Source organism: Streptomyces glomeratus (genome assembly GCF_021462825.1).
GTDB classification, from domain to species: Bacteria; Actinomycetota; Actinomycetes; order Streptomycetales; family Streptomycetaceae; genus Streptomyces; species Streptomyces glomeratus.
In genome coordinates this window covers 1-4,346 of the sequence record NZ_JAKEEB010000082.1, presented here as the reverse complement: position 1 = coordinate 4,346, position 4,346 = coordinate 1, and the positions used below count along the sequence as shown (strand labels likewise).

General features: G+C 68.8%; 5 protein-coding genes and 1 pseudogene. 4 read left to right on the top strand and 2 right to left on the bottom strand.

Going from position 1 to position 4,346, the window contains the following annotated elements:
• The 4 genes and pseudogenes from LZ604_RS36655 to LZ604_RS35270 form a co-directional block, all read left to right on the top strand.
• A pseudogene (locus tag LZ604_RS36655) lies at positions 1-132 on the top strand (IS256 family transposase); the annotation flags it as partial.
• A 275-nt stretch (positions 133-407) separates the two neighbouring features.
• Positions 408-875: a site-specific integrase gene (locus tag LZ604_RS35280; RefSeq protein ID WP_234520302.1), complete on the top strand. Its 468-nt coding sequence runs from the start codon at positions 408-410 to the stop codon at positions 873-875.
• A complete protein-coding gene (locus LZ604_RS35275) occupies positions 876-1,652 on the top strand; it encodes a tyrosine-type recombinase/integrase (protein WP_308283719.1) in 777 nt (258 codons plus the stop codon).
• Entirely contained in the window at positions 1,649-2,059 is a 411-nt protein-coding gene (locus tag LZ604_RS35270; RefSeq protein WP_234520298.1) for a DUF6262 family protein, read from the top strand. Before LZ604_RS35275 ends, LZ604_RS35270 begins: the two co-directional genes overlap by 4 nt.
• A 230-nt stretch (positions 2,060-2,289) precedes the next feature.
• Here the strand turns inward: LZ604_RS35270 and argS are convergent, their stop codons facing one another.
• Together argS and LZ604_RS35260 are read right to left on the bottom strand one after the other, a co-directional pair.
• Positions 2,290-3,951 carry an arginine--tRNA ligase gene (argS, locus tag LZ604_RS35265; protein ID WP_234520297.1) on the bottom strand — a complete coding sequence of 554 codons (1,662 nt, stop codon included), beginning with the start codon at positions 3,949-3,951 and terminating at the stop codon, positions 2,290-2,292.
• A 78-nt stretch (positions 3,952-4,029) separates the two neighbouring features.
• A partial coding sequence (locus tag LZ604_RS35260) for a hypothetical protein (protein WP_234520296.1) occupies positions 4,030-4,346 on the bottom strand: 317 nt, incomplete at its 5' end.

Below are 4,346 nucleotides of genomic sequence, written 5' to 3'. Positions count from 1 at the left end.
CTCCACGACGAGTGGCAGGTCTTCGACCGCCGCTACCTCTCCGAAGCCTCCATGGCCGAGCTCTTCACCACCAAGCCAACCGAACCCGAACCGCAGATCACCCCACAACCGGAACCGAAACAGCTGCCGTGACTACACCACCCCGCGGGACATGACCTGGGACAGCCTGGAGGGCCGGCTGGAGAGCGACCCGCCGCGCACCGGAGCCACTTTGGACCAAAACCACAAGGCGGTCGGGCGGTGGACACGATCCGCAGGTACTGACGCGGGCCCTTGCTGTCGACTTCGTCGCCCATCAGCGGCACCGGGCCGAGCATCGGCTTCCCTCCCTTGGGCCGCAGCGCCGCGGCGACGGCGACAGCCGCAGCGGGCAGCCCTCCACCGTTACGCCGATCACGCTCGGCCATGTGCTACGCAATTGCCGTCGCATCCTGCGCGAGGCCCTGGACTCTGGCACCGCCGACCAACTCGGCCTCGACCGCGGCTTCGTCGTGGCCATCCCGAGCTACCACCCGCCGGTACGCCGCCGCTCGCCGTTCCCCGACGAGCTCGCGCGGGCTCTGGCCCACCCGGAAAACCTGCGGCGCATGGAGAACAAATTCGACCCGTTCGACGGCGGGCTGCGCGATGCCTGGGAGATGCTCGTGCTGACCGGACGCCGCGTGAACGAGGTGCTTCAGGTGCGCTACGACTGCATCTCCCGGCTGAACGGGCTGGCGCTGTTCTGGCACGACCAGACCAAGGTCGGCAACTACGACCAGGCCATCCGCATCCCCGACCGGCTCTTCGCCCGCATCGAGCAGCGCCAGGCCAAGACCCGTACCCGCTTCACCGGCCGCTACGGCCGTCCCCCAACCGCCCAGGAGCGCCGGTAGCTGGCGCTGTTCCCCAGCCGGATCCGCAACCCCGACCTGCGCAGTGGCGTCAGCTCGCCGTGGTTTGCGGACGCCTTCCGGGAGTGGATGGAAACGCTGCAGGTCGGCACCGGAGTGCTGCATCAAGCCCGCCACACGCTGGCGACGAACTTGCTCAAGAACGGCGCCGACCTGATCCATGTCAAGCGCTACCTGGGCCAGCTCTCCCGCGAGATGGCTGAGCACTACGTCCACCTCGCCCACAACGACCCGCGGCTGAATGCAGCCCTGGAGGCGGTGTGGGTGGCCGGCCCCGACTCCGCCGAACCCGGACTCCTGCTTTCCGGCGGCGAACCCATGACCCGGGAGCAGGCTGAAGCACTGGCCATCGATCTGAACCGCAAAACAACACCCACTGACGGCGGCTTCTGCACCTTCCAGCCGGTTGTCAACGGCGGGGCATGCCATGGAACTTGGACTGCCACCACTGCGGCAAGTTCGTCATGTCCTGCGCCGACCTCGTCTACTGGCACCGCAGGCGCGAACAGTGGCGTCTGCTCGCCGAGCGCGCCCCCGACAGCACGACCGCCGACTACCTGCAACCAGACGTTCGAGCCGACCGCCCGGGCGATCGACGGCCTGGAGAAGGCCCTGGCGGCGGTCGGCCTGTTGGAGGAGGCCCGAGCCTTGGACCTACGCCGGCCGCAGGACTTCTTCGGCCGCGTATGGAGCACTGCCTTTCGCGCGGCGGAGCTGGCCCAAAGCCAGGACGACCCCGAAGAACCCGAGGAAACATGACCACGGCCGCCGCCCTCGCCGCCCGCCAGGAGCAGACCCGGCAAAAAATCGCCCAGGTCGAGACCGCCATCGCGCAGCTGCGCCGAGGGCGGGGCCGACTGACCGTCCGCGCCATTGCTGCCCGGGCTGGTGTCTCCGCCACCTTCCTGTACGAGAACTCGCAGGCGCGCGCCCGCGTGCAGGCCGCCATCGCAGACAGCAGAAGCCGCCACGACCAATCTGCCGTCGAGACGCACGAACGGATCGAGGCCACCTGGCGGGAACGCGCGTTGAACGCTGAGGCCGAACTCACCCGCGCCCAGAAGGAGATCCTGACCCAGCGCCAGCGGATCGGCGAGCTGATGGGACGCCTGCGGGACCTCGACCAAACGGTGCCCGGCGAGTCCATCCAGGCTCTGGTGAGCTAGAACACCAGCCTCAAGCACCGAGTGCCGCAACTCACCCGCGAACATCGGCTCCTGCAGAACGCCTCGAAGGCTCCCGCAGCAACCTCCGCTTCGCCGACAAGCGGATCGCAGACCTGGAAGCCCAGCTCCTGGAAACTGCAGCCACTACCTCCGACACCACCGGCCAGCCGTAGCGGGCGCGTGCCCGCAGGAGGTGACTGAGCGCGCTATTGGGTGGTCAGCGGTTGCGCTCACATTCGTTCCGGTGCCGAGACCCCGAGCATCTGGAGCCCGTTGCGCAGCACCAGCCTGCTGGCGTGCGTCAGCCACAGCCGGGCCCGGGTGAGGTCGTCCGGGTCCTCGCCGGCCCGCGGCAGGACGCGGCAGGCGTCGTAGAAGCGGTGGTACGCGCCGGCCAACTGCTCCAGGTAGTGCGCGACCCGGTGCGGCTCGCGCAGCGTGGCGGCTGTGGCCACGACCTGCGGGAACCCTGCCAGCATGCCCAGCAGGTCGGCCTCCCGCTCGTGGGTGAGCAGGGAGGGATCGAAGTCCTGCGGTGCGCCCTTCTCGATCCCGGCTTCCTCCGCCCTGCGCTGTACGGCGCACGGCCGCGTGTGCGCGTACTGGACGTAGTAGACGGGGTTGTCGTTCGACTGCCGGGTGAGCAGGTCGATGTCGAGGTCGATCATCGCGTCCACGCTGGCCCGCGCGAGCGCGTACCGCGCAGCGTTCACGCCGACCGCCTCGACCAGGTCGTCGAGGGTCAGGACCGTGCCTGCCCGCTTGCTCATCCGGACCGGCTCCCCGTCCTTGACCAGGTTGACCAACTGGCCGATCAGGATCTCCAGGTGCGTGTCAGGGTCGTCACCGAAGCAGGCCACCATGGCCCTCATCCGTCCCACGTAGCCCGCGTGGTCGGCGCCAAGCATGATGACGACCCGCTCGAAGCCCCGGGACCGCTTGTTGAGGTAGTACGCGCAGTCCGCGGTGAAGTACGTCCAGGACCTGTCGCTCTTCACCAGGACCCGGTCCTTGTCGTCACCGAAGTCTGTGGTGCGCAGCCAGACCGCACCCTCGTCCTCGAAGACGTGACCGCCTTCCCGCAGGCGGGCGACAGCAGCGTCCAGGTCCCCCCGGTCGTGCAGGTCCTTCTCGTTGAAGTAGACATCGAAGCGGGTGCCGAACGCGGCGAGCGACGTCTTGATCTCGTCGAACATCAGCGCCGTGCCCTCCGTCCGGAAGACGGCCAGGGCCTCGGACTCCGGCAGTCCCAGGGCCGCGGGCTGCCGACGCAGTACCGCTGCGGCAATCTCCTCGATGTACGCCCCGCTGTAGCCGTCCTCGGGCACCGCCGAGCCCTGCGCCGCGGCGAGTAGCGAGCGTGCGAAGCGGTCGATCTGCACTCCGGCATCGTTGAAGTAGTACTCCCGCGACACGTTTGCGCCCGCTGCCTCGAGCAGCCGGGCGAGCACATCGCCCACGACCGCCCACCGGGCGCCTCCGATGTGCACCGGCCCGGTGGGGTTCGCCGAGACGAATTCCAAATTGAGCCGAAGGCCCCCGAGCCGGTCCGTGCGGCCGTAGGCGTCACCGGCCAGGACGATGTCGCGCGCGAGGGTGCCGATCGCCGCGCTCTCCAGCGTGATGTTGAGGAATCCGGGGCCCGCGACCTCGGCCTTCGCTACTCCGGCGGCCGCGCTCACCAGCGGGGCCAGCACTTCCGCGACGGCGCGAGCGGGCAGACCCGCGGACTTGGCGAGTTGCAAGGCAACGTTGGTCGAGTAGTCGCCGTGGCTGCGATGGCGGGGGCGCTCCACACGGATCTCCTTGGGCACCTCTGCTGAGATGCGTCCGGACTGGATGGCCGTGTGTACGCCGTCGGAGATGACGGCCGCGAGATCTGCTGGAGTCACGGCGGCGACGCTACCGGGGCGAAGGCCGCAGGAGACACCGATTATTCGGGCGGAGCCCAGCCCTCTCAACCACGTCGCTCATCGCGCTCGCCCGGACTGCTCGAGGCAGCGGAGAGTCGGCGGTTGGCGGTGGACTCCACCATGACAGCCGTGCCCGTTCGCCGTCTCAGTACGTCCCGGACACATACGCGACGTGCCGGCCACGGTCACCCCCGAAGCGTACGGATCTGAGGTCGGTAAAGAGCGCTTCCTCAGCGAGCGGCGTACGTCGTTCACGCTGTCCCAGGTGCCGGTCTTGCGGCCGAGCTCGTCGTAGTGGGTGATCAGCGTGCGGGTGACCTGCTGCAGGGTCGTGGTGGTGGTCACCGGCTGGTCGGCGTCGTTGTAGGTGGTGG

Coding starts and splice junctions, on each gene's coding strand:
- LZ604_RS35270 (WP_234520298.1), top strand. CDS start 1,649: ATGACCACGGCCGCCGCCCTCGCCGCCCGCCAGGAGCAGACCCGGCAA.